Source organism: Streptomyces neyagawaensis, from assembly GCF_023516595.1.
GTDB classification, from domain to species: domain Bacteria; phylum Actinomycetota; class Actinomycetes; order Streptomycetales; family Streptomycetaceae; genus Streptomyces; species Streptomyces neyagawaensis.
This window is the reverse complement of sequence record NZ_JAMGBG010000029.1, coordinates 100,475-123,574: the sequence shown is the minus strand read 5'-3', so window position 1 is coordinate 123,574 and position 23,100 is coordinate 100,475. Positions and strand designations below refer to the sequence as shown.

Here is a 23,100-nt window from a genome sequence, read left to right as displayed (position 1 = left end):
GAGATGGGCCGCAGGCCCCTGGACCGGGCGCAGGCCCGAAAAGGGACGCGGGGAACTGCGCGACCAGCCCCCACGCACCCGCAGCCGGACCTCAGACCCGGCGGCCGCCCTTCCTCACCGCTTCTTGATCCGAAGGAACGTCACCGAGTTGGCCGGAAACGTATAGCTGAACTCCCTCGCCACCCCACGGAACGTCGACGTCACCGGCGCGACCGGCGTAGCAGTCTCCGTGTTCACGGCGTCCGGCGCCGCCGCGAGCGTGGTCACCCGCGCGGTCCCCCGCACCCTCGCGGTCCCGAGGTCGACGGCCGTACGCGCCGCGACGGGCTGCGCGTTGACGACCTTGACGATCAGGTCACCGGTCCTGGCGTCCCGCGTCACCACCTGCCGGAACGGCTCCGCCGGCTTGTCGTCGGTGAAGGTGCCCCACTCCTCGCCGTCGAGCAGCAGGGTCACCTCGCGGCCCCGCACCTTGACCTCGATGTCGTACGCGCGGCCCGTCTCGATCGTCCCCGGCTTGGAGATCAGCGACGACTTGCCGCCGTCGACGGCCTGCTCGACCGCGCTGGTCGTGTTGTTCCAGCCGCCGAGGTTCCACCAGTAGTAGTTGCCGGTGTCCTTGACGCCGAACGCGACGAGGAAGCCCTCCTTGCCGGACGTCTTCGTGGCCTTCACCTTCAGGTCGTAGTCGTGCCACGAGGGGTCACCGGCGGAGACCATGGTGTTCTCGGCGGCCACGTCGGTCTGCACGTACTGCCCGTCCTGCACGGGCCAGCTGCCGCGACCGGTGTGGGTCCACTGCGAGGCGTCCCCGCTGAAGTCGTCGCTGAGGAGGGTCGCCCCGTCGGCGCCCGTGACCTTCACGTCGTCGTACGCGGCGGTCGTGGCCCAGGTGGACAGGCCCACGGCTCCCGAGATGGGGCCACTGACCGCGGGGGTTCCGGTGGCCTTCGAGGGGACGACCCGGTCCCCGACGTTGTTCATGAACAGCTTCTGCGTCTCGTAGTTGGCCGAACCCCAGGACGCGTGGTTGTTGAACCAGATCATGTCGGGGCTCCACTGCACATAGTCCTCGTTGGCGAGGAGCGGTGCGTAGGAAGCCAGCTTGACGACGTCGGCGTTGCGTTCCAGGCCGGTCATGAACGCGGCCTCGGCGAGGGCGTTCTTGAAGGCGTTGCCCCAGGAGGCGTATTCGCCGAGGAAGACCTTCGGGCCCTTGCGGTCGTAGGAGTCGTAGCGGTCGTTGTTCTGGAGGAACCACTGGGGGCTGTTGTAGTAGTGCTCGTCGACCATGTCGACGTTCGCCTCGCGGTTCAGCTTCCAGGCGGTGTCGAACGTGCTGCCCGCGTCGTCGGGGCCTGAGTTCGACACGACCTTGATGTCGGGGTGCTTCGCCTCGATGGCGGCCCGGAACTTCTGGAAGCGGGCGAAGAACTCGTTCGGCAGGTTCTCCTCGTTGCCGACGCCGAGGTGGGTGAGGTGGAAGGGCTTCGGGTGGCCCATCCGGGCCCGCACGCGGCCCCATTCGCTGGTCGCGGGCCCGTTGGCGAACTCGATCAGGTCGAGCGTGTCCTGGATGTGCCGCTGGAGCAGGGCCTCGTCGTCGGTGGCCTTGTTCTGGCCGCAGCCGGTGACGAGGGCGGGCACGACGGGCAGCGGCATCGCGCCGATGTCCTCGGCGAACTGGAAGTACTCGTAGTAGCCGAGGCCGTAGGACTGGTTGTAGCCCCAGAAGTTGGCGTTGGTGGCCCGCCGCTCGACCGGGCCGATGGTGTCCTTCCACTGGTAGGCGCGGGTGCGCTCCCAGTTGGAGGCCTCGCTGTAGTCCTTCATGGAGCCGGTGTTGACGAGGCAGCCGCCGGGGAAGCGCAGGAAGCCGGGCTTCAGGGCGGCGATCTTCTCGGCGAGGTCCTTGCGCAGACCGTTCCGGCGGCCCTTGTAGGTGTCGCGGGGGAAGAGGGACACCTCGTCGAGGGCGGCGGCGGCGGAGGTGGCGACGGCGAGGCGGCCGTCGGAGCTGGTCCGGGTCGCCTTGAGGACGACGCGGTACTTGGCCCAGCCGCCGCCCGCGACGGCCACCCGGCGGGCCTTCGCCAACGTGCCGTCGGCGTCCTTCAGGGCGACGGTCAGGGTCGTACCGCTCTCGGCCCGCGCCCACACCGAGAAGTCGTACTTCTTGCCCTTCTCGACGCGGATGCCGGTGTTGTAGCCCGTGTTCGTGACGGCCGAACCGGCGCCCAGGGAGAGGTAGACGCGGTTGCGGTCGTTGAGCCGGCCGCTGTCGTTCCGTGCGTGGGCCGAGCCGTCGGCCGTCCAGGAGGTGAGGGGGGTGTACGCGCGGTTGTCGGCGGTGGAGTACTCGAAGGACCGGTTCTGGACGAGTTCGGCGTACAGGCCGCCGTCGGCGGCCCGGTTGATGTCCTCGAAGAAGACGCCGTACATGGTGTCGTCGATCCTGGCGCCCTTGGCGGTGGGGTCGACGGTGATCGTGTAGTCGCTGACGTCCTCGGCGTGGGCGGGGGCCGGGACCGAGGCCGCCGCCACCAGGAAGGCGGTGGCGGTGAGACCGAGTCTCCAACGGGTGCGGGTGCTGTGTGACATGGATACTCCGCGGCTCGTGGTGGGGGTCGGAGAGTGGTTCGAAATATCAGACAATGGTCAGCACATCGAACGGCAAGATAGGGAGGAGGCCGGGAGGCGTCAATGGGGCGTGCGGCCACCCATGCGACTCAAGGGAGGCCCCGTATGGGCGAGTTCCGGTCAGTACCCGATGTGCTGGGCTATCTGTCCGGGAGCTGGCAGGTCACCCGCTCGGTGCGGGATCTCGCGAGTGGCGCGACGGGCGAGTTCTCCGGGACGACGGTTTTCGGCCCACTGGACGGCGGCGGCCTGCTCCATCGCGAGACCGGGATCTTCGTCTGGCAGGGCGTCCCGCGCCCCGCCGAACGCACCCTGCGCTTCCTGCCCGGCCCCACCCCCGGTTCGGCGGACGTCCGTTTCGGCGACGGCCGCCCCTTCCACGACCTGGACCTGACCTCGGGCCACTGGCGCACGGACCACCCGTGCGCCGCCGACCTCTACCGGGGCGAGTTCGAGGTGTACGACGAGGACCACTGGCGGACGACATGGCGCGTCGGCGGCCCCACGAAGGAGCAACTCCTGGTCACCGACTACACCCGGACCCGCGACGCCTAGCCGGACGACACCACGGGACGCCGGACCTGACGCCCGGGTTGCGCCACGGCCCGCACGTGGGCGCCTAGGCTGCGCCCAGCCGCAGGTTCCAGCGGCCCGGCTGGCCCGCGACGGTGAGCGTCGACAAGGGGCGGACGTCCATGTGCCAGTACGCCGACGGCGGCGCCTGGAGCGCGTAGACCAGCGCGGCGCGGAGCACGGAGGGCTCGGCCACGGCGACGATCCGGCCGCCGTCGTCCTTCGGCCGGGTGTCGAGCCAGCTCCCTATCCGGGCGATGAAGGACAGAAGGGACTCACCGCCGTGCGGGGTGCAGCGCGGGTCGGCGAGCCAGGCGTCCACCGCCGAGGGCTCCCTGGCCATGGCCTCGCCGAGGGTGAAGCCGCGCCAGCGGCCCATGTCGCAGTCGCGCAGCGCGGGCTGCGCCAGCGGCGCGTATCCGAGGGCGTCGCCGGTGGCCCGACTACGGGGCGTCGGCGAGCAGTAGCGCAGCTCGGCCGCCGCCAACGGCACCAGTTCGTGGGCGGCGCGCTGCACCTCGTCCCAGCCGGCCTGGTCCAGCGGCCGGTCGTCCTCGAAACGCTCAGCGAGCAGCGAGGAGCAGCGCGCCGCGGCGACGAACGTGACCCGAAGATGCATGCGGAGATCGTGGTGGCCGGAAGTGAGCAGGTCAAGAGGTGTTACCCAGAGGTTACGAGCGGCCCCCGGCCCCTCACGGGACACGGCCCGCACCCTCCCCGGCAACCCCCGCACCGTCCCCGGTGGTTACCCGGCGCCCCTCCCCCGTCAGCCACCCGCACCCCTTCCCTGGCGGGTCGTACCCTTTCCCTGGCGGCCCCCGCCGTCTCACTCGAACACAAGGGCCATCCACCGGTCCGGTTCCACGAGCGGGCGGAAGCCGAGCTGCTCGTAGACGGTGTGCGCGTCCTGGGTGGCGAGCAGGACACGGCGCAGCCCGAGCGGTTCCAGGTGGGCGCGGACGGCGCCCACCAGCGCCTTGCCGATCCCCTTGCCGCGCAGGGCCGGATCCACGTACACATCGCAGAGCCAGGCGAACGTCGCCCCGTCGGTCACGACGCGCGCGTACGCCACCTGCCCGCCCGAAGGGGTCTCGTACACCCCGAAGTTGAGCGATCCGGCGATGGCACGCTCCTGCTTCTCGCGGGGCCGGCCGAGGGCCCAGTACGCGTCGGCGGACAGCCAGCGGTGGACGCGTCCGACGTCGAGACGGGTCGGGTCGGTGGAGATCTCGTAGCCCTCGGGCAGCGGGAATGCGTCGTTCATGGCTGGACGTCCGCAGGTCAGAGCCCCGCTGTCGAACCGTTTACCGCCGCCCGCAGCCGCCGGACCCCTTCGACGATCTCCCCCGTCCCGCTGACCCCCGCGAAGCTCAACCGCAGGTGCGCGGCCGGGGGTTCGGCGCTGAAGTAGGGGCGGCCGGGGGTGACGGCGACCCCCGCGCGGAGGGCGGCGGCGACCAGCGCGGCCTCTCCCCCGGAGCCGAGGGCCCGGTCGGTGCCGCCGGTGCCGTCGGGGAGGCGCAGCCACAGGTGGTAGCCGCCGGAGGGGATGTGGGGCAGGGCGAGCTCGGGCAGGTGCAGCCGCAGCGCGGAGGTCATCGCGTCCCGACGGTTCTTCAACTCCCTGGACACCGCCCGCAGATGGCGGGGCCAGGCGGGCGAGCCGACGAGTTCGAGGGCGGCCTCCTGGAGGGGGCGCGGCACGAAGAAGGTGTCGACGACCTGGATGGCGCGCAGCCGTTCCAGGACCGGTCCCCGGGCGGCCAGCGCGCCCACCCGGAAGCTGGGCGAGGTCGCCTTGGTCAACGAGGACACGTGGACGACGACGCCGTCCGGGTCGTCGGCGACCAGCGGCGGCGGCAGCGGCCCCGCGTCCTCGTGCACGAGCCGGCGCACGAAGTCGTCCTCGATCACGAAGGCCCCCGCCTCGCGTGCGATCCGCAGCACCTCGCCCCGCCGCTCGGCGGACAGGGCGGCCCCGGTGGGGTTCTGGAAGAGGGGCTGGCAGACGAAGACACGGGCGCCGGACGCCTTGAACGCGTCGGCGAGGAGGGCCGGCCGCACGCCGTCCGGGTCCACCGGCACCGGGACCGGCCGCAGACCGGCGGCCCGGGCGATGGCCAGCATGCCGGGGTACGTGGGCGACTCGACCAGCACCGGCGCGCCGGGCGACGCGAGCGCCCGCAGGGCCGTGGTGAGCGCGGACTGGCCGCCCGCCGCCACGATCACCTCGGCCGCCGTGATCTCCCCGCCGATGCTCCGCGCGAACCACTCGCGCAGCTCCAGGACGCCCTCGACCGGGGGCCGCGCCCAGACGCCGGGACGTCGCCCGGCCCGCGACAGGGCGGCGCCCATGGCCTGTTCCGGTTGCAGCGCCGGGTGCAGATAGCCGCCGTTGAACTCGATCACGCCGGGCGGCGGGGAGGCGAGGGAGACCAGGACGCCCGAGGCGTCGACCGTGCGCGGGGTCGGCTCGGCGGTGCCGTCCGCGCTCAGCGCGACCTCCTGCCAGGAGGTGTCCCCCACGGTCGCCCTCCCGGTCTCGCGCGGCCGCGCCCGGAACGCGCCCGCGCCGGGCCGCGTCACCACCAGGCCCTCCGCGGCCAGTTGAGCCAGGGCCCGCGAAACGGTCACCGGGCTCACCCGGAAGCGGTCCACGAGCGCCCGGCTCGACGGCAGCTTTCCACCGGGTGAGTAGCGGTCGAGCTCCTTTCTGAGCTGTTCCGCCAGTTCCGCGACGCTGCTACGCTCTTGCATGAGAGCACAGAGTAGCGCTATCGACCAGCGAACAGTAGCGGTCGCCACCGGCCCAGCCGACCTCCGCCGTCCCGTGGGCCGAGGCGGCACCCTTCAGGCGGCGCTCGGTGTGGTCGCCTTCTCCCTCACGTTCCCGGCGACGGCCTGGGGTCTGGAGGGCTTCGGCCCCTGGTCCCTCGTCGCCGTGCGCAGTGTCCTCGCGGCCGTCATCGCGGGCGGCTGTCTACTGGCGCTGCGAGTGCCGCTGCCCGGCCGCCGGCACTGGGCGGGGCTGGCCGTGGTCGCCGCGGGAGTGGTCGTCGGCTTCCCGCTCCTCACCACGCTCGCCCTGGAGACCTCGACCACCGCGCACGCCGCCGTGGTCGTCGGACTGCTCCCGCTGACCACCGCCCTGTTCTCGGCGCTGCGCATGGGCTCACGGCCCTCGCGCACGTTCTGGTGCGCGGCGCTCGCCGGGGCCGCGGCCGTCCTCGCGTTCACGGTGACGCAGAGCGGCGGCGCCCTCGGCACCGCCGACCTCTACCTCTTCGCCGCGCTCCTGGTGTGCGCGGCCGGCTACACCGAGGGCGGCAGGCTGGCCCGGGTGATGCCCGGCTGGCAGGTCATCGGCTGGGCGCTGGTGTTCTGCCTGCCGTTCAGCGTGCCGGGCGCGCTGCTGGCCCTGTCGTACGAGCCGGTCCAGCTGACCGCGCACAGTGTGACGGGGCTGCTGTGGGTGGCCGCCGGGTCCCAGTTCCTCGGCCTGGTCGTCTGGTACCGGGGCATGGCGGCCATCGGCATACCCCGGGCCAGCCAGTTGCAGCTGGCCCAGCCCCTGCTCACACTGGTGTGGTCGGTGCTGCTGCTGGGCGAGCACCTGACAGTGGCCGCCCCCCTGACGGCCGCGGCGGTGCTCGTGTGCATCGCCGTCACCCAACGGGCGCGGGGCTGAGCGGAGTCCGGGCAGGATCCGATCGGGCCCGCCCGCCGTAGACTCAGGCCACGGACCGATGCTCCCGCGCCTGGTGAGGAGGCCCCGAAGATGCGTGCAACCGTGGGCGACCAGCTTGTCCAGCACGGCAGGGTGGTCGGGCAACACGACAAGATCGGCGAGATCGTCGAAGTCATCGGCCAGGAGGGCAACCCCCCGTACCGCGTCCGGTTCGAGGACGGGCACGAGGGTGTGTGCTCGCCCGGCCCGGACACGGAGATCCGGCACAGGGAAGCACAGCAGTAGACCGGGAGAGGGCCACGGCGGCTCAGCTCGGTGGCTCCGCCGGCTTCTGGTAGTGGTCGGCGACCACGCGGGCCATCGCCCCGATCTTGTCGACGGTCACCTCCTTGGCCGAGAAGAACACATGCCCGCGCACCTCCGGGACGTCACGGGCCAGTGACAGGTGCCCGGACAGCTCGGCCGGGTCCTGCCAGGCCGCGGGCTGCGCCGGGTCGCCTGCCTTGTAGAGGGCCTCGCCGATGTAGAGGCGCGTTCCGGTGCCGCGCGCGGTCTCGGCCCACCAGGGCAGCAGCTTGGCGTAGTCGGCGGCGGCGAAGCCGATGTTCCAGTACAGCTGGGGGACGAGGTAGTCGATCCAGTTCTTCCGGACCCACTTGCGGGTGTCGGCGTACAGGTCGTCGTACGTCTGCACACCGGCCCGGGTGTCGGAGCCGCGCGCGTCGGTGGCGATGTTGCGCCACACTCCGAAGGGGCTGATGCCGAACTGGGTGCCGGGCCGGACCGCCTTGATCTGCGCCGCCATCTCCTTCACCAGCTTGTCGATGTTGTCGCGCCGCCAGTCCGCCCGGTTGGGGAAGCTCCCGCCGTGGGTGTCGTAGGCCGCGTCGTCGTCGAAGACCTGACCGGCGACCGGGTACGGGTAGAAGTAGTCGTCGAAGTGCACCGCGTCGATCGGGTACTTCCGTACGGCGTCGAGCATGGCCTTCTGGACGAAGGCGCGCACGGCGGGGAGGCCCGGGTTGTAGTAGAGCTTGCCGCCGTAGGGGACGACCCAGCCGGGGTTCTCGCGGGCGGGGTGGCCGTCCGCCAGACGGCTCGGGTCGGTGTGGTTGGCGACCCGGTACGGGTTGAACCAGGCGTGCAGCTCCAGCCCCCGCGCGTGGGCCTCCTCGACCGCCGTGCCCAGCGGATCCCAGCCGGGGTCCTTGCCCTGGGTGCCGGTGAGGTACTGCGACCAGGGCTCGTACGGGGAGGGCCAGAGCGCGTCGGCCGTGGGGCGGACCTGGAAGATCACCGTGTTGAGGCGGCGCTCCACGGCGGTGTCGAGATGGGCGAGCAGCTCGGCGCGCTGCTCGTCGGCGGTGAGGCCCGCCTTGGAGGGCCAGTCCCGGTTGACGACGGTGGCGAGCCACATGCCGCGCAGCTCACCGGAGGCCCGTCTGCGGCGGTCGGGACCCTGACCGGCGATGGCGGTGCCCGCCGCCACACCGCCCGCCGCCACGAGTGTGGTCACCGCGGTCGCCCAGAACGCCCTCCGCGACATCCGTGGCTTCCGATGCATCCTCGTACCTCCGCGTACCGCTTCGTGCCCGCCTCGTCGCGGACCGTTCGTGGAGCCAGCCTTCCATGTGGTACCCGCGATACTGATCGGTAGCGGCCGGAGGTAACGTGCAGGTTTGGCGCAGGCCCACACCCCGGGTGTCTGCCGGCCACGTAGACCAGTGAAAGGGACGATGTGACGGACTTCCCAACGGGAGATCTCGCGCGAGTCGGAGTCGTGGGCTGCGGCCAGATGGGAGCGGGCATCGCCGAGGTGTGCGCCCGCGCCGGTCTGGACGTCAAGGTCGCCGAAACCACCGGCGAAGCCCTGGAGATCGGCCGTACCCGGCTGTTCAACTCCCTGTCCAAGGCGGCCGAGCGCGGCAAGATCAGCGAGGAGGAGCGGGACGCCACCCAGGCGCGTCTGAGCTTCACCACCGACCTCGGGGAGTTCGCCGACCGCGATCTCGTCATCGAGGCGGTCGTGGAGAACGAGCAGGTGAAGACCGAGATCTTCCAGGTGCTCGACCAGGTGCTGACCCGCCCCGACGCCATCCTCGCCTCGAACACCTCGTCCATCCCCCTGGTGAAGCTGGCGGTCGCCACCTCGCGTCCGGACCAGGTCATCGGCATCCACTTCTTCAACCCGGCCCCGGTGCAGAAGCTCGTCGAGCTGATCCCGGCCCTCACCACCTCCGAGGGCACGCTCAGCCGGGCGCAGCTGTTCGCCGAGAAGGTCCTCGGCAAGCACGCGGTCCGCGCGCAGGACCGCTCGGGCTTCGTGGTCAACGCGCTGCTCGTGCCGTATCTGCTCTCCGCCATCCGCATGTTCGAGTCGGGCATCGCCGGCCGCGAGGACATCGACAACGGCATGGAGCTGGGCTGCGCCCACCCGATGGGCCCGCTGAAGCTGTCCGACCTGATCGGCCTGGACACGATCGTCTCGATCGCCAACTCGATGTACGAGGAGTACAAGGAGCCCCTGTACGCCGCTCCCCCGCTCCTCCAGCGCATGGTCGACGCGGGCCGCCTCGGCCGCAAGACCGGGTCGGGCTTCTACACGTACCCCTGACCCGCACGCGACGCGAGAGACCCGCTTCCGGATGTTCCCGGGAGCGGGTCTTTCCGTCATCCGGGAGTGGGCCTACGAGGAGATCGTCGCGTCGGCCGCGAGTCGCGCTCGGGCGACGGCGCGTACCTCGGGCGTCTCCATCGGGTCGTCGCGCAGTACCGCGATCCGTTCCCGGGCCTCCGGGCCGTCGGGCGCCGAGGTGATCGCCGCCAACCGCGCCTTCTCCTCGCAGTCCCAGAGCGACTCGGTGTACACGTGGTCCAGCCCGCCCCGGTCGATGGCGGCGAGCGCTTCCAGGTACGCAGTCCGCTCGTACGAGTGCGGGGTGCGCAGCCAGAACCGCCGCAGGTGGGGCACCGCCTCGGCCGCGTCGGGCCCGAACCGGGCCAGGCGGCGGGCTGTCCGGTCGGGACCGCACCAGGTCCGCGCCGCCCACTGCCGGGCGAGTTCCTCCACGAGTCCCGGCAGCGCCTCGGGGCCGGGATGCTCGGCCAGGACGTCCGCTCCCAGCTCAGCCAGCCAGGGGCGCTCGTCCTGCGCCCAGCCGTGCGCCGCCGGTACGGCGGAGGCTCCGAGGCGCTCGACGGCCCGCCGGAGCGGGGGCAGGGGCCGACGGTCGTCCGCCGTGCCCAGGGAGGGGACCAACGGGATCAGTTCCTCGGCGGGCGCTCGGCTGTTCAGCACACGCAACGCGTCGAACTTCGTCATGTCTTCCGCGGAGTCGTCGGCGAGGAGAGTGAGGAGCTCCTCCGTGCGGAACCCGGCAAGCGACGGACGCGGAACGGACGGGCGGCTCCGTACCTCGATGCCGAACCGCGTCCACGGCTCGGAGCACCACGGCAGCTCCGCTTCCCCGCCGATACGAGCGCGTGCGACGTCACCGAGGTCGTCCCACCACTCGGCCGGCCAGCCGGCCGACACCGACTCCAGTACCGGGGCCCAGTGCTCGCCTTCCCGGACATGGGCGCGAAGCCCGTCCCGGGCCTCCTCCGATCCGGCGAGGGCCAGCAGCTCAAGGACATCGCAGGCCCGCAGGCAGGAATCCTCGTCCCCCGCCAGCTGGTCCACGACAGGCGTCAGTGACAGGTCCAGGTCCTGGACGAGCCGCGCCAGATACAGGGACCGGTCGTCGGTCCCGTCCCATCGCCAGTCACGACGGATCCCGTCGTACACGAACGCGGCGGCTCCCCCGGGGTCCCGCAGCGCTCGTACCGCGCCCAGGCCACGCCCCCGTTGCAGGAGGCCCTCGACGGAATCGGGGGGCGAGTAGGTCATCGCGTATGCGTCGCTCATCACCCGGAACCCTGCCCGACGTCGTCACCGGCCCGCCAGGCGATATCGGTCTCGTGACCTTGACGGACGTCTTCAGCGTGCCCGCGCGCGACCGCCCCGTGCCGCACCGGGACCCGGAACTACCTCTCCGCACCGCACAAGCACACGGCTTGACATCGCCGATGTCCGCTACGGAACGTGAGGAGCAGCCCCTCGTACGGGCCCGGCGCCGGAAAGGGCGCCGGGCCCGTCGTATTCACACACCGTGTGCGCGGCGGACACGCATATGCCGCTCGCACACGCTCCCCACGCGCCCACCAGGCGAGTTGACTTGCCGTGCGCATGCAAGGGATGTGACGACTACCGAGACGACTACAGAAAGGAGCGGACTCGTGGCCATCGACCCCGAGCATCCCGTGGCCCACGGTGAACTCGCAGAGTTACGCCGCCGCCTGGACGTGGCGCACGCACGCGTCGAGGGAGGGCTCACCCTGCTGAGTCACCGTGCCGAACAGACCGCCAAGGAACTGGACGACCTGAGCACACGGGTCGTCACCCTGGAGCACTCCCGCTGGCCGCTGCCCGCGGTCGCGGCGCTCGCAGCCGTGGGAGCACTGGTGGTGGCCATCTGGCAGGCCGTGGGCCGCTGACCGGTACGGGCGGGACGCCCGGAGGGGTCAGAGCCCCGCGTCCTGTCCGAGCCTGAGGTGGTGCAGGAGAAGCAGTGCGGCCGCCATGTTGGCGGCCGGGACCTCGCCGCGGGCGACCATGTCAGGCACGAGCTTGAGGGGAACCCATTCCCTGCGGTCCGACTCGAAGTCGTCCACCGGGTGACCGACATACGCGCCCTCGTCGGCCCAGTAGATGTGGTGCCGGGCGTCGGTGAGCCCGTTGGAGGGCTCGACGCTCATCAGGTGGTGCAGCGGTCCCGGCCGCCATCCGGTCTCCTCCTCCAGTTCCCGGGCGGCCGCGTCGGCGATGCCCTCGCCGTCCTCGACGACGCCGGCCGCCAGCTCCCACCCCCAGCTGTCGGTGATGAAGCGGTGCCGCCACAGCAGCAGCACCTCGTTGGCCTCGTTGACCACGGTGGCCACGGCGACGGGCCGCAGCCGTATCAGGAAGTGATCGAGGTGCCGCCCGTCCGGCAATGCGACATCTGCGAGATTGACGCTGAACCAGCGGTTCGAATACACAGTTTGTTCGCTCTGTTGCGTCCACTGCACGGTTCTGCCACCTTCCGCCGAGTAAGTGGCAATATCGCAGCAGGAGCGTGGTGACAGCAGGCGCACAGGCGGTGCACGGCCGGGCCGTGGACGCGGTGTCAGAGCGGTACGCGCAGTGCCCCGTCGATGAGTTCGGCGGCCTCCGTGGTCCCCGCGCAGCCGTTTCGCACGAGATGTTCGCGTACCGCCCGCAGTCTGTCGCGCAGGCGCATGGACTCCATTCCGCGCGCCCGCTCGGCCATTTCCACGGCGGTCTCGACCGCCTTGTCGGCGTTGCCCTGCCGTAGTTCGATCTGGCTGAGCATGGCGAGCCGGTGCACCCGGCCCCGGTCGTGCGCCGGGGTGTCGACGGCCGCCGCCGCGTGCTCCGCCGCGGCCGTCAGGTCGCCGAGGCTGAGCAGCGCCTCCGCCACCTGCACATTGACCAGACCGGGTTGGACATAGCCGGTCTCGTCGGGTTCATGGCCGCGCCGGATGCGCTCGGCGGCCTGTTCCGCCCGCCGGATGCAGGACAGCGCGCTCGTGCCGTCGCCGAGGTGGGCGTACGCCTTGGCCTGCATCGCGTACAGGTCCGCGGCGAGGGCCGGGGTGATGTGCTTGCCGGCGGCGCGCAGTGCGGCCTCGGCGAAGGCGACGGCCTGCCGGTACTCCCGCATGAACAGCGACTGGTTGACGAGCAGCGCGATCACATACGCGCCGAGTCCCCGGTCCCCGCTGGCCTTGGCGAGCCGCAGCGCCTGGTGGAAGTAGCGCTGGGCGAGCCCGTGCGCGTCGGAGTCGTACGCGCAGATGCCGGCGATGGCGACCAGTCCGCCGGTGGCCCGGTGGAGTTGGCGTCCGGTGGCGTCGGTGTAGCTGCCGCGCAGCAGGGGGGCCGCCTCGGCGTTGAGGAATCCGACGATACGGGCGCGGGTCACGATGCCGCCCGCCTTGCGGTACAGCTGCTCGTAGTGCGATCGGGCTGCGCGCAGCATCTCGATGTCGGCCATGCTGACGCGATGCCGTCCGCCGCGGGAGACGTCGACGTCCTCCGGCGGGTTCTCCCACTCCCACACCGGCATCACGGCGGGTGTTCCGGTGACGGCGGGGGCGCCGAGGACGTGGGGGCGTTGTAGCTCGTCGGAGCGCCACAGGGCGGTGGCGCGCTCCACGAACCCGGAGAGTCCGGCGCCGTGCTGGGAGATCGCCTCGCCCGGCACTCCGAGACCGATGTCGTCGAGGGTGACGGTCCGGTGCAGCCGCCGGGCGAGCACTTCGCAGATCAGGTCGGGCACCTGGCCGCGCGGTCGCTGCCCCTTCAACCACCGGGCCACTGCGGTGTGTTCGTATCTCAGCGCCAGACCGCGTGCCCGCCCTGCCTGGTTGACGTGCGCGGCGAGTCCGGCGTGCGAGATACCGGCCTCGTCGAGGATCGCGTCGAGCAGGGTGTTGGGCTGCATGGAAGGCCCTCCGGTGGCTCGGTGCCGGCGTTTGGCAGCGTAGCGCCTCCGTCTTCACACGGGGTGTGAAGGGAATGCCCGAATTCGGGCTGTACGCGCTCTGTTGCGGAGAGTTTCGGACCGCTTGACTGGAATGCCTCGCAAGAGGCCGACTGGGCCACCGGCTCCCCCTCGTACAGCGCGGTGGCCCCGTCGGGACGGACAGGCCGAGGGCGCTCGGCCGTGAGGCCGCTCGGCGGCTACGGCCCGGGGACGACCGGTGGGGTGTCGGTCGCGGGGCCGGGTGGGCCGATCGTGCAGGTGCCCGCGGGTTGGTAAGCGGCGGCGGCCCTCAGGAGCCGGTCGTTGCGGATGATCAGTATGGCGATGTCGTCCTTGGGCCGGCCCCCGGTGTGGCGCAGGAGCTGGCTGAAGACGGCACGCAGGACGGAGTGCGGCGAGATGGGGCGGCCCCGCACGGCCTCCGCCAGGGCCGCGGGCAGCGGGAAGAAGCGGCCGTCGCCGTCCCTGGCGTCCTCCACGCCGTCGGTGTGGAGGAACAGGGCCTCTCCGGGGAGGAGCCGGCCGCACGGGGTGGCCGGCAGTTCCGCCGGCAGCGGGAACACCCCGAGCGGGGGCAGCGGGTCCGGGCCGGCCATCAGTTCCGCCCGGCCGGCGCTCAGCAGATACGGCCAGGGGTGCCCGCAGTTGAGCGCGTGGACCTCGCCGTCGGGGGCGATCTCCAGCAGGAGCACGGTCACGAACTCCTCGGTGTCCTCGGCGCGGGCGCGGTCCCGCACATGCCGGGCGAGGGCGCGGTCGAGGCGGGCGAGGACGCCGGTGAGTTCGGCCTCGTCGTGGACGGCCTCGCGGAAGCTGCCGAGCACGGCGGCGACGGTGCCGATGGCGGAGAGGCCGTGGCCGCGCACGTCTCCCATCACGACGCGTACGCCGTGTTCGGTGGCGATCACCTCGTAGAGGTCGCCGCCGACGGTCGCGCCCCGGTCGGCGGAGAGCTGTGCGGCGGCGGTGGCCAGTCCGTCGACCCGGGCGGGCAGGGGCCGCAGCAGGACGCTCTGCGCGGCGCCGGCGATCCGGCGTGCCTGCCGCACCTCTTGCAGCATCACCTGTCTGACCTGCAGTACGAGCCCGGCGCCGACCGCGAGGAACACGGCGCTGCTGGCGAGCCGGGCCCCGAGCCCGTTGTTCTGCGCCATCGGGCAGGCCCACTTGTAGGTGACGGCTGTCGCCCCCCACACCGCCGGCAACCCCAGCGCGAGCGCCCGTCGGACAGACCGCCGGTCGGACGGGCGGCGCCTTCGGACCCATGCCCGTGGAGGCGCCCCAGTCCTGATTCGAATCATGCCGTTGGCCCCCCATCAGGCCCTGACAGCGGTACGGCCCAGAGAGGCCGGTCCGATTCTGTCGACCGAATGCCCCGTTCGGGCCAGATCGCCCGAAGTTCTCACTCGAATGAGTGAGAAGAGGAGAGGGGGGTGGGGCCGAGCCCCGATCAGGAGCGAAGCCCTGAAAGGGGCGCGGGGAACTGCGCGACCAGCCACGGACAACCCGCAGCCGCCAAACACCCGCAGCTCCCCACCCCTTCGGCGCTCTCAGCACCCCAGGCACCCTCGGCACCCCAGGCGCCCCCGGCGTCCTAGCTCCGCAGAACCGCCCCCGTACGCTCACCCGCGAGGGCGACCGCCGCGTCGCGCGCCGCTGACGCCTCGTCCACGGTCAGCGTCCGGTCCCCGGCCCGGAAGCGGAGCGCGTACGCCAGCGACTTCCGCCCCTCGCCGAGCTGCTCCGCGTTCTCGTAGACGTCGAACAGCCGGATGGCCTCCAGCAGTTCACCGGCGCCCTCACGCAGCGCGGCCTCGACCTCGGCGTGCGGCACGTACTCGTCGACGACCAGCGCGACGTCCTGCGTGGCGACCGGGAACGAGGAGATGCTCGGCGCCTGCGGGGTGTCGTCCCCCACCCGCTCCAGCACATCCAGGTCCAGCTCGGCCGCGCAGGTGCGCGCGGGCAGCCCCAGGGCCTTCACGACACGCGGGTGCAGCTCACCGGCGTGCCCCACGACGCGCTCGGCGCCGTCGACGACGACCACGAACTCGGCGCAGCGGCCCGGGTGCCAGGGCCCGTACTGGCCCTTGCGGACGATCAGCTCCGCGCCGGCCTCACGGGCGACGGCGCGCCCGGCCTCGACCGCGTCGGCCCAGTCCGCCGGACGGCCCTTGCCCCACCAGCCGGCCTGCTCACGGGCCCCGGCGAGAACGACGGCGACATGGCGCGGCTGCTCGGGCAGCGCGGCGTCCAGCGTCGCGATCTCCTCGTCGGTGGGTCGGCGGTCGACCGGCGGCGAAACGGCGACGCCCTGCTCCGCACGGGGGTGGAACACGAGGCCGGTCTCGAAGAGGGCCAGGTCGTGCGAGCCCCGGCCGTCGTTGCGCCGCAGCGCGCCGAGCAGGCCCGGGAGCAGCGACGTGCGGAGCGCGGGCTCCTCGTCGTTCAGCGGGTTGGTGAGCCGGACGACACGGCGGGCCGGGTCGTCGGCGTCCAGCCCGAGCTGGTCGAAGACCTGCTCGCTGATGAACGGGTAGTTCGGCGCCTCGACATACCCGGCGCCGGCGAGCGCCCGGCCGACCCGGCGGTGCAGCCGCTGCCGGTGGGTGAGGCCGCGGCCCGAGGGAAGCCTGGGCAGTGTGGAGGGCAGGTTCTCGTAGCCCTCCAGGCGGATGACCTCCTCCGCCAGGTCGTTGATGTCGGCGAGGTCGGGCCGCCACGACGGCACGGTGACGATCAGCTCGTCCTGGCCGTAGACGTCGCAGCCGATCTCCTGGAGGCGGCGTACGACGGTCTCGCGGCCGTAGACGACACCCGCGACCTTGTCGGGGTGGTCCGCCGGGACCGCGATGGTGTGCGGCGCGGACGGGGCGATGACCTCGGTGACGCCCGCGTCGGCGGTGCCGCCCGCGAGAAGCACCAGCAGGTCGACGGTGCGCTGGGCGGCGGCGGACGCGGCCAGCGGGTCGACGCCGCGCTCGAAGCGGCGGGACGCCTCCGACGACAGCTTGTGCCGACGGGCGGTGCGCGCGATGGAGACCTGGTCGAAGTGGGCGGCCTCGATGACGACCTCGGTGGAGGCGTTCGCCCCGTCCTCGGTGGCATCGTGGTCGGCGATCTCGGTGTCGGCGCCGCCCATGACGCCCGCGAGGCCGATGGGGCCGCGGTCGTCGGTGATGACGAGGTCCTCGGCGTGCAGCTTCCGGGTGACGCCGTCGAGGGTGACGATCTTCTCGCCCTCGGCGGCCCGGCGGACACCGATGGTGCCCTGGACCAGGTTGCGGTCGTAGGCGTGCAGCGGCTGGCCCAGTTCCATCATCACGTAGTTGGTGATGTCGACGGCGAGGGAGATCGGGCGCATGCCGACCTTCTGGAGCCGGCGCTTGAGCCAGATCGGGGAGCGCGCCTCGGGGTCGAGACCGGTGACGGTGCGGGCCGTGAAGCGGTCGCAGCCGAGCGGGTCGGAGACCTGGACGGGGTGGCCGAAGGCGTTCGGGCCGGGCACGTCGAGGAGCGCCGGGTCGCGCAGCGGCAGACCGTAGGCGATGGCGGTCTCGCGGGCGACGCCGCGGATCGACAGGCAGTCGCCGCGGTTGGCCGTGACGGCGATGTCGAGGACCTCGTCGACCAGCTCGAGCAGCTCGATCGCGTCCTTGCCGACCTCGGTCTCCGGCGGCAGCACGATGATGCCCTTGGTGCCGTCGTCGCCCATGCCCAGCTCGTCGCTGGAGCAGATCATGCCGTGGGAGTTGCGGCCGTAGGTCTTGCGGGCGGAGATCGCGAAGCCGCCGGGCAGCTCGGCGCCCGGGAGGACCACGACGACCTTGTCGCCGACGGCGAAGTTGCGGGCGCCGCAGACGATCTCCTGGGGCTCGCCGGTGCCGTTGGCGGTGCCGACGTCGACGGTGCAGAAGCGGATGGGCTTCTTGAAGCCCTCCAGCTCCTCGATGGTCAGCACCTGGCCCACGACGAGGGGGCCCTTGAGGTCGGCTCCGAGCTGCTCGACGGTCTCGACCTCGAGGCCGGCCGACACGAGCTTGGCCTGCACGTCACGGCCGGTTTCGGTCGCCGGCAGGTCGACGTACTCCCGCAGCCAGGAAAGCGGGACCCGCATCAGATCTCCATCCCGAACGGCCGGGTGAACCGGACGTCACCCTCGACCATGTCTCGCATGTCTTCGACGTTGTGGCGGAACATCAGCATCCGCTCGATGCCGAACCCGAAGGCGAAGCCGCTGTACTTCTCCGGGTCGACACCGCAGGCGGTGAGCACCTTGGGGTTGACCATGCCGCAGCCGCCGAGCTCGATCCAGCCCTCGCTGGAGCAGGTGCGGCAGGGCCGGTCGGGGTTGCCGACGGACTCGCCGCGGCAGACGTAGCAGACCATGTCCATCTCGGCGGACGGCTCGGTGAACGGGAAGAAGTTCGGCCGCAGCCGGGTCTTCATGCCCTCGCCGAACAGCGACTGGACCATGTGGTCGAGCGTGCCCTTGAGGTCGGCCATGGTCAGGCCCTCGTCGACGGCGAGCAGCTCCACCTGGTGGAAGACCGGGGTGTGCGTGGCGTCCAGCTCGTCGGTGCGGTACACGCGGCCGGGACAGATCACGTACACCGGCAGCTCGCGGTCGAGCAGGGAGCGGATCTGGACGGGCGAGGTGTGGGTGCGCAGGACGACACCGGACTCGGTGCCGCCGTCCGGCCCCTTGACGAAGAAGGTGTCGGCCTCGCCGCGGGCCGGGTGGTCCGGGCCGATGTTGAGAGCGTCGAAGTTGAACCACTCGGCCTCGACCTGGGGGCCCTCGGCGACCTCGTAGCCCATGGCCACGAAGACGTCCTCGATGCGCTCCGAGAGGGTGGTGAGGGGGTGGCGGGCGCCGGCCGGTACGCGGTCGTAGGGCAGCGTGACGTCCACGGCCTCCTCGACGAGGACACGCGCGTCGCGCTCGGCCTCCAGTTCGGCCTGGCGGGCGGCGAGGCCCTTGTTCACCGCGCCGCGGGCCTGGCCGACGAGCTTGCCGGCGGCGGCCTTGGCATGCGGGGGCAGCGCGCCGATCTCGCGGTTGGCGAGCGACAGCGGGGAGGTGCCGCCGGTGTGGGCGACCTTGGCCTCCTGGAGCGCGTCGAGGGAGTCCGCGGCGGCGAAGGCGGCGAGCGCCTCGTCCCGCATGCGCTCGATCTCTTCCGGTTTCAACGCCTCGACCTCTACAGGGTCGTACGACTTATTCGGTGCCGACATCTCTTCCCGTGCTTCCGGTTGGCTGGCTGAAGGTCCCCGTCACACCGACTCGTGGACGAATCGTCTCCGTCATGGGACGCAAAGGTGCCAAAGGCCGAGTCTAACGGGGTTGAGGTGTGCGAACGCGCCCGCGGGGCGGCTAGGCCAGATAGGCCGGGGCCCCCACGGGCAACGTAAATCGGAACTCGGCGCCGCCGCTCGGGGCGCGTCCGACGGTGATGGTGCCGCCGTGGGCTTCGACGATGCCCTTGACGATGTACAGCCCGAGGCCGGTGCCACCGCGCTTGCTGCCCCGCCAGAAGCGGGTGAAGACGCGGTTCATGGACTCCTCCGGGATACCGGTGCCCTCGTCGCTCACCGTGACCGACGTGCCGGTGTCCTCGCCCTCGCGCGGGGACGCCGTGGGCGTGACGTCAATCGTGACGGTTCCCTCGCCGTGCCGCACGGCATTTTCCAGCAGGTTGCTGAGCACCTGGTCGATCTTGTCGGGGTCGGCCCACAGGTCGGGCAGCGGCTGCTCGATGCGGAGCAGGAACCGGTCGGCGGGCTGTCCCGCCGCGACGTACGCCTGGATGTGCCGGCCGACGGCCGCGCCTATGTCGACGGGCTGCCTGCGCACCTCCAGCCGCCCGGAGTCGATGCGGGAGATGTCGAGCAGCTCGGCGATCAGCCGGGTGACGCGGTTTGCGTCGGCGTCGACGGTCTCCAGCATCAGTTTCTTCTGGTCGTCGGTGAACCGCTCCCATTTGGCGAGCAGGGTCGCGGTGAACCCCTTGACCGAGGTGAGCGGCGAGCGCAGTTCGTGGGCGACCGTGGCGATCAGTTCGGCGTGGCTGCGTTCGGTGCGGCGCCGGGCCTCGGTGTCGCGGAGGGAGACGACGACACGGCGGACGGGTCCGGTGGGTTCGGTGCGGATGTACCGGGCGGACACGAGGACCTCGCGGGCGCCGGGCAGCAGCAGGTTCCGTTCGGGCTGGCCGACCCGGATGGCGAGGCCTCCGTAGGGGTCGGTCAGCTGCCACCAGCGGCGGCCTTCGAGGTCCTCCAGGGGCAGCGCCCGCTCCAGGGGCAGTCCGAGGGCGTCGGCGGCGGGGACGGCGGTGATCCGGGCGGCGGCGGCGTTGAAGCAGATCACACGGCCCTGCTCGTCGGCGACGACGAGCCCGTCGGGGAGGTCGTCGGGGTCGATGCCGAGTCCGGCGATCTCGGCGTGCGGCGCCGTGGGTGTGGCGCGCACATCGCGGCCCCCCAGTGTGCTGCTCGTGCCGACCCTCATCCCCGTACCCCACCTCTTCCGTTGTGCAGTGGGCCCCCGAGCCCGTCACCCTACTAGCTGGGAGTGACGGTGCGGCACCCTCCGAAGGCGCGCTGTGCACGGGCGGACGCGTAGAGACATACGGCGGCGGCGGTCGCGAGGTTCAGGCTCTCCGCCTTTCCGTGGATGGGAACCCGTACGACGGCGTCGGCGAGCGCCCGGGTCTCCTCCGGGAGCCCCCATGCCTCGTTGCCGAACACCCAGGCCGTGGGCCCGCCCATGGTGCCCTTGTCCAGTTCGTCGTCGAGGTCGTCCTGCCCGGCGCCGTCGGCGGCGAGGATGCGGACGCCGGCGTCCTTGAGCCCCGCGACGGCCTGCTCGACGGGCACGCCGACGGCGACGGGCAGATGGAACAGCGACCCCACGGAGGCCCGGACGGCCTTGGGGTTGTAGAGGTCCACGGACGCGTCGGTGAGGACGACGGCCTCGGCGCCGGCGGCGTCGGCGCACCGCAGGACGGTGCCGGCGTTGCCGGGGTCGCGGACGTGGGCGAGGACGGCGACGAGCTTGGGGCGGGCGGCGAGGATCTCCTCGAACGGGGTGTCGAGGAAGCGGCAGATCCCGACGAGGCCCTGCGGGGTGACGGTCGTGGAGATGTCGGCGATGACGGTCTCGTCGGTGAGGTGCACGCGGGCGCCCGCGGCGCGGGCCTCGCCGACGATGTCGGCGTACCGCTCCGCGGCGTCGACCGTGGCGAACAGTTCGACGAGGGTGGGCGTGCCGTCGGCCGGCGCGCGGTGCGCCGCCGCCTCCCGCACCGCCTGGGGGCCCTCGGCGAGGAACAGGCGGTCCTTGCCCCGAAAGTTCCGCTTGGCGAGCCGCCGAGCGGCGGAGACCCGGGCGGAACGGGGGGAGATCAACTCGGGGGCGGCGGACATGGATCACCTTCGGGTCGGGCGGGGGGTGGTGGAGGGGGCGCCTTGGAACTCGGGGGTACGGGTGCGTTGGCGGCTGCGGGCTAGTGGGGGTTGTTCGCGCCCACGCGGCACAGCCGCATGTGTCACCGCCCCGCGCCCCTGAAAAGCGACCGGGGCTACGCCCCGTGCTTTTCAGGATGAAGGCCGGGCCGCAGGCCCAAGCCTTCAGGGGCGCGGGGAACTGCGCGAGAAACCACAACGAACCCGCACCCGCCAAGAGAACCCGCACCCCCGAGCTGGCAGGCGCAACAAACACCCGGACCCGCAAGCCTCGAAAGGCCCACGGGTCCGGGGTTCACATCGACATCCGGCTCAAGGCCAGCGCAGCGTCACGCGGCCTTCGGCGCGTTGACGTCCGCCGGCAGCGCCTTCTGCGCGACCTCGACCAGCGCGGCGAACGCGGTGGCGTCGTTGACGGCCAGCTCGGCGAGGATCTTGCGGTCGACCTCGACGTTCGCGGCCTTCAGACCCTGGATGAAGCGGTTGTACGTGATGCCGTTGGCGCGGGCAGCGGCGTTGATGCGCTGGATCCACAGCTGACGGAAGTCGCCCTTGCGCTTCTTGCGGTCGTTGTAGTTGTAGACCAGCGAGTGGGTGACCTGCTCCTTGGCCTTGCGGTACAGGCGCGAACGCTGACCGCGGTAGCCGGAGGCCTGCTCGAGGATCGCCCGGCGCTTCTTGTGGGCGTTGACTGCCCGCTTGACGCGTGCCACTTTTTAACTCCTTGTAGCGGGGTCGTGGTTGTCCTCACACGACCCGAAATCGATTGGGTCCCGGTCCAGACGTACGGCGCTGGGTGATCGACGGACGATCAGCGCCGCTTCGTCACTTGCCGAGAAGCTTCTTGATCTTCGCGGCGTCGCCCGGGGCCATCTCGGCGTTGCCGGTGAGGCGACGCGTCACGCGGGACGACTTGTGCTCGAGCAGGTGGCGCTTGCCGGCGCGCTCACGGAGCACCTTGCCGGAGCCGGTGACCTTGAAGCGCTTGCTGGCACCGCTGTGCGACTTGTTCTTCGGCATAGCGCCGTTCTCTCCTCGTCAGTGGCGCTCCGGTGCCCGGTCGCTAAACCGGGCACGACGGAACGTCATTTCTATCGGTTGACACCCCGGACTCGCGTCCAGGGCTTCCCCAGGACTCTCGTCCCGGGGACTTACGCCTCGGCAGGCTCCTCGGCCGGCGCCTCGACCTCGACGTGCTCGGCGTCGGCGGCGTTCTGCGACTTGCCAGGGTTGGCCTTCGCTTCCGCCTTCCGCGCTTCCTGAGCCTGACGGGCCTCGGCCATCGCCTCGGTCTTCTTCTTGTGCGGACCGAGAACCATGATCATGTTTCGGCCGTCCTGCTTCGGGTTCGACTCGACGAACCCGAGGTCCTGGACGTCCTCCGCGAGACGCTGCAGCAGTCGGTAGCCCAGCTCGGGCCGGGACTGCTCGCGACCACGGAACATGATCGTGATCTTGACCTTGTCGCCCTGCTTGAGGAACCGGACGACGTGACCCTTCTTGGTGTCATAGTCGTGCGGGTCGATCTTCGGCCGGAGCTTCATCTCCTTGATGACCGTGTGCGCCTGGTTCTTGCGCGCCTCACGGGCCTTCATGGCCGACTCGTACTTGAACTTCCCGTAGTCCATGAGCTTGCAGACCGGCGGACGTGCGTTCGCGGCCACCTCGACCAGGTCGAGGTCGTACTCCTGCGCAAGCTCCAGGGCCTTGGCAAGCGGAACAATTCCGACCTGCTCGCCGCTGGGACCGACAAGTCGCACCTCGGGAACGCGAATCCGGTCGTTGATGCGGGGCTCGGCGCTGATGGATCCTCCTCGGTAGCACCCCACGACGGTCTGGCGGACCGCCGCGTCATGTCTGGTTGACATAAGGACCAACCATCGCGGCGCATGAAAAATGCCCCGGACGGGACACAGGCGGGGCTCCAATGACTGCCGGAGCACCGCCGCGGCAGCCGCGGGGCGCGATTCGGACGACTCCACCGTCCGTACGGAACGGTGGGGGCCGTCTGACCGGTGACCTGCCGTCCCGAAGGATGGTCAGGTGGGAGTTCGGAGCCTCCACTTGCGGGCCGGGCACACAAGTGTCCAGCCGGTCGTAGACATAACCATAGCGGGTTCAAACCTGGGGTGCCAATCG

General features: G+C 71.4%; 21 protein-coding genes. 5 read left to right on the top strand and 16 right to left on the bottom strand.

Going from position 1 to position 23,100, the window contains the following annotated elements:
- Positions 1 to 114 precede the first annotated feature (114 nt).
- Positions 115 to 2,601, bottom strand: a complete 2,487-nt coding sequence (locus M8J73_RS15500; RefSeq protein WP_055536635.1) for an alpha-L-arabinofuranosidase family protein — start codon at positions 2,599 to 2,601, stop codon at positions 115 to 117.
- Between the two features lie 144 nt (positions 2,602 to 2,745).
- Here M8J73_RS15500 and M8J73_RS15495 point away from each other — a divergent pair, with 144 nt between their 5' ends.
- On the top strand, positions 2,746 to 3,195 hold the full coding sequence (locus M8J73_RS15495) for a DUF6314 family protein (protein ID WP_055536634.1): 450 nt from the start codon (positions 2,746 to 2,748) through the stop codon (positions 3,193 to 3,195).
- A 64-nt stretch (positions 3,196 to 3,259) separates the two neighbouring features.
- Here the strand turns inward: M8J73_RS15495 and M8J73_RS15490 are convergent, their stop codons facing one another.
- The 3 genes from M8J73_RS15490 to M8J73_RS15480 form a co-directional block, all read right to left on the bottom strand.
- The gene (locus M8J73_RS15490) at positions 3,260 to 3,832 is read right to left on the bottom strand and encodes a histidine phosphatase family protein (RefSeq protein WP_055536633.1); all 573 of its coding nucleotides are present in this window, start codon (positions 3,830 to 3,832) and stop codon (positions 3,260 to 3,262) included.
- 207 nt (positions 3,833 to 4,039) lie between these two features.
- Positions 4,040 to 4,477: a GNAT family N-acetyltransferase gene (locus tag M8J73_RS15485; RefSeq protein ID WP_249828735.1), complete on the bottom strand. Its 438-nt coding sequence runs from the start codon at positions 4,475 to 4,477 to the stop codon at positions 4,040 to 4,042.
- 17 nt (positions 4,478 to 4,494) lie between these two features.
- Complete coding sequence (locus M8J73_RS15480; RefSeq protein ID WP_249828734.1) at positions 4,495 to 5,970, bottom strand: aminotransferase-like domain-containing protein; 1,476 nt, start codon at positions 5,968 to 5,970, stop codon at positions 4,495 to 4,497.
- Here M8J73_RS15480 and M8J73_RS15475 point away from each other — a divergent pair.
- Together M8J73_RS15475 and M8J73_RS15470 are read left to right on the top strand one after the other, a co-directional pair.
- Positions 5,969 to 6,901: a DMT family transporter gene (locus M8J73_RS15475; protein ID WP_055539714.1), complete on the top strand. Its 933-nt coding sequence runs from the start codon at positions 5,969 to 5,971 to the stop codon at positions 6,899 to 6,901. The genes M8J73_RS15480 and M8J73_RS15475 overlap by 2 nt on opposite strands.
- Positions 6,902 to 6,991: 90 nt before the next feature.
- Positions 6,992 to 7,186, top strand: a complete 195-nt coding sequence (locus M8J73_RS15470) for a DUF1918 domain-containing protein (RefSeq protein ID WP_055539715.1) — start codon at positions 6,992 to 6,994, stop codon at positions 7,184 to 7,186.
- A gap of 22 nt (positions 7,187 to 7,208) precedes the next feature.
- Here M8J73_RS15470 and M8J73_RS15465 read toward each other — a convergent pair whose 3' ends face one another.
- The gene (locus M8J73_RS15465; RefSeq protein WP_372503952.1) at positions 7,209 to 8,465 is read right to left on the bottom strand and encodes a glycoside hydrolase family 10-like protein; all 1,257 of its coding nucleotides are present in this window, start codon (positions 8,463 to 8,465) and stop codon (positions 7,209 to 7,211) included.
- Between the two features lie 174 nt (positions 8,466 to 8,639).
- On the opposite strand from M8J73_RS15465, the gene M8J73_RS15460 reads away from it, so the two are divergent.
- Positions 8,640 to 9,515 carry a 3-hydroxybutyryl-CoA dehydrogenase gene (locus M8J73_RS15460; RefSeq protein WP_079054939.1) on the top strand — a complete coding sequence of 292 codons (876 nt, stop codon included), beginning with the start codon at positions 8,640 to 8,642 and terminating at the stop codon, positions 9,513 to 9,515.
- 72 nt (positions 9,516 to 9,587) lie between these two features.
- On the opposite strand, the gene M8J73_RS15455 is transcribed toward M8J73_RS15460, so the two are convergent.
- Entirely contained in the window at positions 9,588 to 10,808 is a 1,221-nt protein-coding gene (locus tag M8J73_RS15455) for a hypothetical protein (RefSeq protein WP_157873171.1), read from the bottom strand.
- Between the two features lie 371 nt (positions 10,809 to 11,179).
- Between M8J73_RS15455 and M8J73_RS15450 the strand changes: the two genes are divergently transcribed.
- Positions 11,180 to 11,437 (top strand): hypothetical protein, encoded by a 258-nt coding sequence (locus M8J73_RS15450; RefSeq protein ID WP_055539718.1) that lies wholly within the window; start codon positions 11,180 to 11,182, stop codon positions 11,435 to 11,437.
- Between the two features lie 27 nt (positions 11,438 to 11,464).
- On the opposite strand, the gene M8J73_RS15445 is transcribed toward M8J73_RS15450, so the two are convergent.
- From M8J73_RS15445 to infC, 10 genes are all read right to left on the bottom strand, one after another.
- A complete protein-coding gene (locus tag M8J73_RS15445) occupies positions 11,465 to 12,010 on the bottom strand; it encodes an NUDIX hydrolase (protein WP_055539719.1) in 546 nt (181 codons plus the stop codon).
- A 98-nt stretch (positions 12,011 to 12,108) separates the two neighbouring features.
- Positions 12,109 to 13,449: an NsdA family TPR-like regulatory protein gene (locus tag M8J73_RS15440; protein WP_055539720.1), complete on the bottom strand. Its 1,341-nt coding sequence runs from the start codon at positions 13,447 to 13,449 to the stop codon at positions 12,109 to 12,111.
- 239 nt (positions 13,450 to 13,688) lie between these two features.
- Positions 13,689 to 14,687, bottom strand: coding sequence for a PP2C family protein-serine/threonine phosphatase (locus tag M8J73_RS15435; RefSeq protein ID WP_372503951.1), 999 nt, complete (start codon positions 14,685 to 14,687; stop codon positions 13,689 to 13,691).
- Between the two features lie 398 nt (positions 14,688 to 15,085).
- Positions 15,086 to 17,608 carry a phenylalanine--tRNA ligase subunit beta gene (pheT, locus tag M8J73_RS15430; protein WP_055539721.1) on the bottom strand — a complete coding sequence of 841 codons (2,523 nt, stop codon included), beginning with the start codon at positions 17,606 to 17,608 and terminating at the stop codon, positions 15,086 to 15,088.
- Entirely contained in the window at positions 17,608 to 18,729 is a 1,122-nt protein-coding gene (gene pheS / locus M8J73_RS15425) for a phenylalanine--tRNA ligase subunit alpha (protein WP_055539722.1), read from the bottom strand. The genes pheT and pheS overlap by 1 nt, the downstream gene beginning before the upstream one ends.
- A gap of 139 nt (positions 18,730 to 18,868) precedes the next feature.
- Complete coding sequence (locus M8J73_RS15420; protein ID WP_055539723.1) at positions 18,869 to 20,005, bottom strand: sensor histidine kinase; 1,137 nt, start codon at positions 20,003 to 20,005, stop codon at positions 18,869 to 18,871.
- A 53-nt stretch (positions 20,006 to 20,058) separates the two neighbouring features.
- Positions 20,059 to 20,922 (bottom strand): TrmH family RNA methyltransferase, encoded by an 864-nt coding sequence (locus M8J73_RS15415; protein WP_249828733.1) that lies wholly within the window; start codon positions 20,920 to 20,922, stop codon positions 20,059 to 20,061.
- 368 nt (positions 20,923 to 21,290) lie between these two features.
- A complete protein-coding gene (rplT, locus tag M8J73_RS15410; protein WP_004933571.1) occupies positions 21,291 to 21,674 on the bottom strand; it encodes a 50S ribosomal protein L20 in 384 nt (127 codons plus the stop codon).
- 112 nt (positions 21,675 to 21,786) lie between these two features.
- Positions 21,787 to 21,981: a 50S ribosomal protein L35 gene (gene rpmI / locus M8J73_RS15405; RefSeq protein ID WP_004933563.1), complete on the bottom strand. Its 195-nt coding sequence runs from the start codon at positions 21,979 to 21,981 to the stop codon at positions 21,787 to 21,789.
- A gap of 131 nt (positions 21,982 to 22,112) precedes the next feature.
- Positions 22,113 to 22,790: a translation initiation factor IF-3 gene (infC, locus tag M8J73_RS15400; RefSeq protein ID WP_079049634.1), complete on the bottom strand. Its 678-nt coding sequence runs from the start codon at positions 22,788 to 22,790 to the stop codon at positions 22,113 to 22,115.
- Between the last annotated feature and the right edge of the window lie 310 nt (positions 22,791 to 23,100).

Excerpts from the sequence above, each read along its gene's own strand:
- M8J73_RS15470 (WP_055539715.1), top strand. The coding sequence starts at position 6,992 with ATGCGTGCAACCGTGGGCGACCAGCTTGTCCAGCACGGCAGGGTGGTC.
- M8J73_RS15475 (WP_055539714.1), top strand. The coding sequence starts at position 5,969 with ATGAGAGCACAGAGTAGCGCTATCGACCAGCGAACAGTAGCGGTCGCC.
- M8J73_RS15420 (WP_055539723.1), bottom strand. The coding sequence starts at position 20,005 with ATGAGGGTCGGCACGAGCAGCACACTGGGGGGCCGCGATGTGCGCGCC.
- M8J73_RS15495 (WP_055536634.1), top strand. The coding sequence starts at position 2,746 with ATGGGCGAGTTCCGGTCAGTACCCGATGTGCTGGGCTATCTGTCCGGG.
- pheS (WP_055539722.1), bottom strand. The coding sequence starts at position 18,729 with ATGTCGGCACCGAATAAGTCGTACGACCCTGTAGAGGTCGAGGCGTTG.
- M8J73_RS15440 (WP_055539720.1), bottom strand. The coding sequence starts at position 13,449 with ATGCAGCCCAACACCCTGCTCGACGCGATCCTCGACGAGGCCGGTATC.
- M8J73_RS15480 (WP_249828734.1), bottom strand. The coding sequence starts at position 5,970 with ATGCAAGAGCGTAGCAGCGTCGCGGAACTGGCGGAACAGCTCAGAAAG.
- rpmI (WP_004933563.1), bottom strand. The coding sequence starts at position 21,981 with ATGCCGAAGAACAAGTCGCACAGCGGTGCCAGCAAGCGCTTCAAGGTC.
- pheT (WP_055539721.1), bottom strand. The coding sequence starts at position 17,608 with ATGCGGGTCCCGCTTTCCTGGCTGCGGGAGTACGTCGACCTGCCGGCG.
- M8J73_RS15500 (WP_055536635.1), bottom strand. The coding sequence starts at position 2,601 with ATGTCACACAGCACCCGCACCCGTTGGAGACTCGGTCTCACCGCCACC.
- M8J73_RS15455 (WP_157873171.1), bottom strand. The coding sequence starts at position 10,808 with ATGAGCGACGCATACGCGATGACCTACTCGCCCCCCGATTCCGTCGAG.
- M8J73_RS15490 (WP_055536633.1), bottom strand. The coding sequence starts at position 3,832 with ATGCATCTTCGGGTCACGTTCGTCGCCGCGGCGCGCTGCTCCTCGCTG.
- M8J73_RS15415 (WP_249828733.1), bottom strand. The coding sequence starts at position 20,922 with ATGTCCGCCGCCCCCGAGTTGATCTCCCCCCGTTCCGCCCGGGTCTCC.
- M8J73_RS15485 (WP_249828735.1), bottom strand. The coding sequence starts at position 4,477 with ATGAACGACGCATTCCCGCTGCCCGAGGGCTACGAGATCTCCACCGAC.
- M8J73_RS15465 (WP_372503952.1), bottom strand. The coding sequence starts at position 8,465 with ATGCATCGGAAGCCACGGATGTCGCGGAGGGCGTTCTGGGCGACCGCG.